The organism is Flavobacterium jejuense (assembly GCF_006491595.2).
Taxonomy (GTDB): domain Bacteria; phylum Bacteroidota; class Bacteroidia; order Flavobacteriales; family Flavobacteriaceae; genus Flavobacterium; species Flavobacterium jejuense.
Genome location: NZ_VEVQ02000059.1, coordinates 1 through 315, shown reverse-complemented (window position 1 = coordinate 315; position 315 = coordinate 1). Strand labels below are relative to the sequence as shown.

Genomic DNA, 315 nt, shown 5'->3' with positions numbered 1-315 from the left:
AAATCAATTGATGAACGTTTTTGATGCTGAACCAAGCCCGCAAGGATTTAAAGATGATGGGGATGGAATTACTGATCCTAATGGTGATGATTATGCATACGATGCCAATGGGAACATGACTAGTGACCAAAATAAAGGGATTGGTAGTATTGTTTACAACCATCTCAATTTACCAACAGAAATTAATTTTGCAAACAACGAAAAAATTTCCTACATTTATGATGCTACAGGAAGAAAAATAAATAAGATAGTAAAAACAAGTTGTTCTACTTGCGCAGGAGGATTTGGAACAGACACAACCAATTATATGTCAGG

1 pseudogene is annotated in these 315 nt (G+C 34.9%); it reads left to right on the top strand.

Annotated elements, in window-relative coordinates:
* Positions 1-315 (top strand): annotated as a pseudogene (locus FIA58_RS21210) (RHS repeat domain-containing protein); the annotation flags it as partial.